This window comes from Pseudomonas sp. p99-361 (genome assembly GCF_003935475.1).
In the GTDB taxonomy this organism is placed as follows: Bacteria; Pseudomonadota; Gammaproteobacteria; order Pseudomonadales; family Pseudomonadaceae; genus Aquipseudomonas; species Aquipseudomonas juntendi.
The window spans coordinates 1-4,389 of record NZ_RHQO01000029.1 but is presented as its reverse complement, the minus strand read 5'-3'; the positions used below and the strand labels follow the sequence as shown (position 1 = coordinate 4,389).

Below are 4,389 nucleotides of genomic sequence, written 5' to 3'. Positions count from 1 at the left end.
ACTGACGCGGGATGGAGCAGCCTGGTAGCTCGTCGGGCTCATAACCCGAAGGTCGTCGGTTCAAATCCGGCTCCCGCAACCATATTCGTCAGAACAAACCCCGCCTGTGTAACAGCAGCGCGGGGTTTGTTGCGTTTGTCTCCTGCCACTCGTATGACCGGGTTTACCGATCCAACCTGCGGTGTTGAGGGTTCATCCTCTGGATGAACTATCTTTAACGCTGCCGGACGACTGCAAGTCATGTTGTCCGGAGTAATATCCGGATACGTTTTCCAAAGGGACTTTCACTTGGCCGCACCTCTCCTCCACCTCGCGCTGCTTGCCCGGGGCAATTCATGACTACGCACAACCCCGAACCCCAGGTACCGCTTGCCACGGCGCTGCCAGGTGCGGTTCAGCGCCTGCCGTTGCTCGAACGCCTGAGCCGCTACCGCCAGCCCATCGGCCTTGCGGTAACCCTGCTGCTGTTCACCATGGCCCTGATCGCTTGCCGCCACTTGCTCAGCGAGCTGGACATCTACGCCCTGCACGACGCCATGCTCAGTGTTCCGGCGCAGTCGCTGCTGGGCGCTTTTGTCGCGACGGTGGTCGGCTTCGTGATCCTGCTGGGCTACGAGTGGTCGGCCAGCCGCTATGCCGGGGTGAAGCTGCCGGCACCTACCCTGGTGCTGGGTGGTTTCAGTGCGTTCGCCATCGGCAACGCCATCGGCCTGTCGATGCTCTCGGGCGGCTCGGTGCGCTACCGCTTGTACGCCCGCCATGGGCTGGGCGCTGGCGAGGTCGCACGCATGACCGTTTTTGCCAGCCTGTCGCTGGGCTGCGCGCTTCCGCCCCTGGCCGCCCTGGCGACTTTGAGCGACCTGCGGGCTGCATCCAGCGCACTTGGCCTGGCCCAGGGCCTGTTGGCGGGCATCGCCAGTGCGGTGCTGGTCGCCTCTGCCCTGCTGGTCATCGGCTTGTACCGTCGGCGCCTTGCCGAACAGCCACTGGCCAATAACCTGCTGGTGCAACTGGGGCGCCGCACCTTGCGCCTGCCGGATGCCCGCCTGACTGCCCTGCAACTGCTGATCACTGCACTGGATGTGGCAGCTGCCGCTACCGTGCTGTACCTGCTACTGCCCGAAGCGCCCCCGTTCGGCGCGTTCGTGCTGGTGTATCTGCTGGCCTTGGCGGCAGGTGTGCTCAGCCATGTACCGGGCGGGGTCGGGGTGTTTGAGGCGATCCTGCTGGCGGCCTTTGCCAACCAGCTGGGTGCGGCGCCGCTGGCTGCCGCATTGCTGCTGTACCGGTTGATCTACGTAGTGGTGCCGCTGCTGCTGGCCTGCGTGTTGCTGTTGGCCAACGAAGCCCGGCGCCTGCTGTTCGCCCAGCAGGCCATGAAGGCCGCCTCGGGCCTGGCTGCGCCTATCCTGTCGATCCTGGTGTTCCTGTCTGGTGTGGTGTTGCTGTTCTCCGGCGCCACCCCGGAAATCGACACGCGCCTGGAGCACATGGGCTTTCTGGTGCCACACCGGCTGATCGATGCATCGCACTTCGGCGCCAGCTTGATCGGCGTGCTGTGCCTGCTGCTGGCCCAAGGCCTGCGGCGGCGCCTGTCGGCCGCCTGGATGCTGACAATCGTATTGTTGCTGGTCGGTGCCCTGCTGTCGTTGCTCAAAGGCTTCGACTGGGAAGAGGCCAGCCTGCTGACCTTTACTGCCACCTTGCTGGCCGTGTTCCGGCGCTCGTTCTACCGCCCCAGCCGGTTGATGGAGCTGCCCTTCTCGCCGGTATTTCTGGTCGCAAGTGCCTGTGTTGTCGGGGCCTCGGTGTGGCTGCTGCTGTTTGCCTACCAGGATGTGCCCTACAGCCATCAGCTGTGGTGGCAGTTCACCCTCGACGCCGACGCCCCCCGCGGCCTGCGCGCGGCTATGGGCAGCGCCTTGCTGTTGGCGGCCCTGGCACTGACCTGGCTGCTGCGCACCGCACCACCGGTGATCCACCTGCCTGACGAAGAAGAACTGCAGCGTGCCAACCGCATTCTGCTGGCGTCCGACCAGCCTGACGGCGGCCTGGCACTCACCGGCGACAAGGCCTTGCTGTTCCACCCACGGGACAATGCATTCCTCATGTATGCCCGGCGCGGCCGTAGCCTGGTGGCACTGTACGATCCGATCGGCCCGGCCCAGGAACGGGCCGAGATGATCTGGCAGTTCCGCGACCTGTGCGACCTGCACCATGCGCGGCCGGTGTTCTACCAGGTACGCGCGGAAAACCTGCCGTTCTACATGGACATTGGCCTGACCGCGCTGAAACTGGGTGAAGAGGCCCGGGTCGACTTGCGCCGCTTCGACCTCGAAGCCAAGGGCAAGGAAATGAAGGACCTGCGTTATACCTGGAACCGCGGCGGACGCGATGGCCTGAGCCTGGAAATCCACGAGCCTGGCCAAGCACCGCTAGCAGAACTGAAGGAAATCTCCGATGCCTGGCTCGGCGGCAAGAACGTACGCGAGAAAGGCTTCTCGCTGGGACGCTTCAGCCCGGACTACCTGCAGCACTTCCGGATTGCCCTGATTCGCTTCCAGGGCCGCCCGGTGGCCTTTGCCAACCTGCTGGAAACCCACAGCCACGAACTGGCCAGCCTGGACCTGATGCGCGCCCACCCCGAGGCCCCCAAGCTGACCATGGAGTACATGATGATCGGCTTGATCTTGCACTATAAAAGCCGTGACTACGGGCGCTTCAGCCTGGGTATGGTGCCGCTCTCCGGCCTGCAGCCACGGCGTGGCGCGCCATTGACCCAGCGCCTGGGCTCACTGGTGTTCCGCCGTGGTGAGCAGCTTTACAACTTCCAGGGGCTCCGGCGCTTCAAGGACAAGTTCCAACCGGACTGGGAACCCCGCTACATGGCCGTGCCAGCCGGGCTCGACCCGCTGGTGGCACTGGCCGACACTGCCGCCCTCATTGCTGGCGGCCTGACTGGATTGGTGAAACGTTGATGACCCGACGCTATTGGCTGTACCTACTGGTTCCCCTGTTGCTGGCTGCCCTGGGTGGCGGGCTGGCGTTCTGGCTGTGGACGCGCCCTGCCCCAGAGGCGCACCTGGAACAAATGAGCATCAATGACACCCCCATTACCCGGGTGACGCCAGGCGTGCACCCCAAAATCAGCGTGGCCATCGGCGTGCCTCAGGACCAGGCGCTGAGCGACAAGCAACTGCTGGACCTGGCCCAGGCTGGCGAAGCGCAGCTGGTGCAGGTGATCCTGCCACCGAACGATTGCAGCAAGCAGCAACAGGCGCTGGACCAGGCCCTGAAGCAATTGCCGGCAAAACCCGACGTGGTCGCCGGTATCGGCCCTGGTGCCGCCCAGGCCTGGCGCTGGCTGGCCGGGCAGAGCGATGACAAGGCCCGCGCCATTTCCGTAGGCTTTGCCCTTGAGCAGCCCGGCTGCCAGGCGCCGTTGCCCAAATCCGCGGCGCATGGCCACTGGAGCGTGGCCTGGAACGACAACCCGGACGACGCCAGCGCCGCCTTCGTGCGTGACCAGGCCAATGCCGAAACCAGCATCAGCGATTACGACATCCACCTGCCGCAGGTGCTCAAGGCGCAACTGACCCAGGCCTTGCTCGGCCACGATGGCAACGCGCTGCCAGTCCCGGTAGTCGAGGTGCCGGCCGGGCAAACCACCGATACCGTCACCCTGTTCCTTTCCGGCGATGGCGGCTGGCGCGACCTGGACCGCGACGTCGCTGGCGAAATGGCCAAGCTGGGCTACCCGGTGGTGGGCATCGACACGCTGCGCTATTACTGGCAGCACAAAACCCCCGAGCAAAGCGCTGCCGACCTGTCCGAACTGATGCAGCACTATCGCCAGAAATGGGGCACCAAGCGCTTCGTGCTTGCAGGCTATTCATTCGGGGCCGACGTACTGCCGGCGATCTACAACCGCCTGCCGGCCGAAGACCAGCAGCGTATCGACGCCGTGATGCTGCTGGCCTTTGCCCGCAGCGGCAGTTTCGAGATCGAAGTGGAGGGCTGGCTGGGCAAGGAGGGCCAGGAAGCGCCAACCGGGCCGGAAATGGCCAAGCTGCCTGCCTCCAAGGTGGTGTGTGTGTATGGCGTCGAGGAAGCTGACGAAAGCGGCTGCACCGATGGCACGGCTGTTGGCGAGCGCATGAAACTGCCCGGCGGCCACCACTTCGACGAGAACTACCCGGCGCTGGCCAAGCGCTTGATTGGTGAGATCGAGACGCGCCAAGGCAAGGCAAGCGTGGCTGAGCAGAACTGACAAAAATCGGGGCCGCTTTGCGGCCCATCGCTGGCAAGCCAGGCTCCCACAGGGATCGCCTTAGGGCTGACAGGTGTTTGCCACAAGGTATGGCAGCGCCTGTTAGAGCGAGCGCCGCC

The 4,389-nt window shown here is 64.8% G+C and carries 2 protein-coding genes and 1 tRNA gene; all 3 read left to right on the top strand.

Going from position 1 to position 4,389, the window contains the following annotated elements:
* The first annotated feature begins 5 nt into the window (after positions 1–5).
* A tRNA-Met gene (locus EGJ22_RS14390) sits at positions 6–82 on the top strand.
* 253 nt (positions 83–335) lie between these two features.
* Positions 336–2,978, top strand: coding sequence for a bifunctional lysylphosphatidylglycerol flippase/synthetase MprF (mprF, locus tag EGJ22_RS14385; RefSeq protein WP_029887886.1), 2,643 nt, complete (start codon positions 336–338; stop codon positions 2,976–2,978).
* Entirely contained in the window at positions 2,978–4,270 is a 1,293-nt protein-coding gene (locus EGJ22_RS14380) for a virulence factor family protein (protein WP_029887885.1), read from the top strand. Before mprF ends, EGJ22_RS14380 begins: the two co-directional genes overlap by 1 nt.
* The last annotated feature ends 119 nt before the right edge of the window (positions 4,271–4,389 follow it).

Coding starts and splice junctions, on each gene's coding strand:
- EGJ22_RS14380 (WP_029887885.1), top strand. CDS start 2,978: ATGACCCGACGCTATTGGCTGTACCTACTGGTTCCCCTGTTGCTGGCT.
- mprF (WP_029887886.1), top strand. CDS start 336: ATGACTACGCACAACCCCGAACCCCAGGTACCGCTTGCCACGGCGCTG.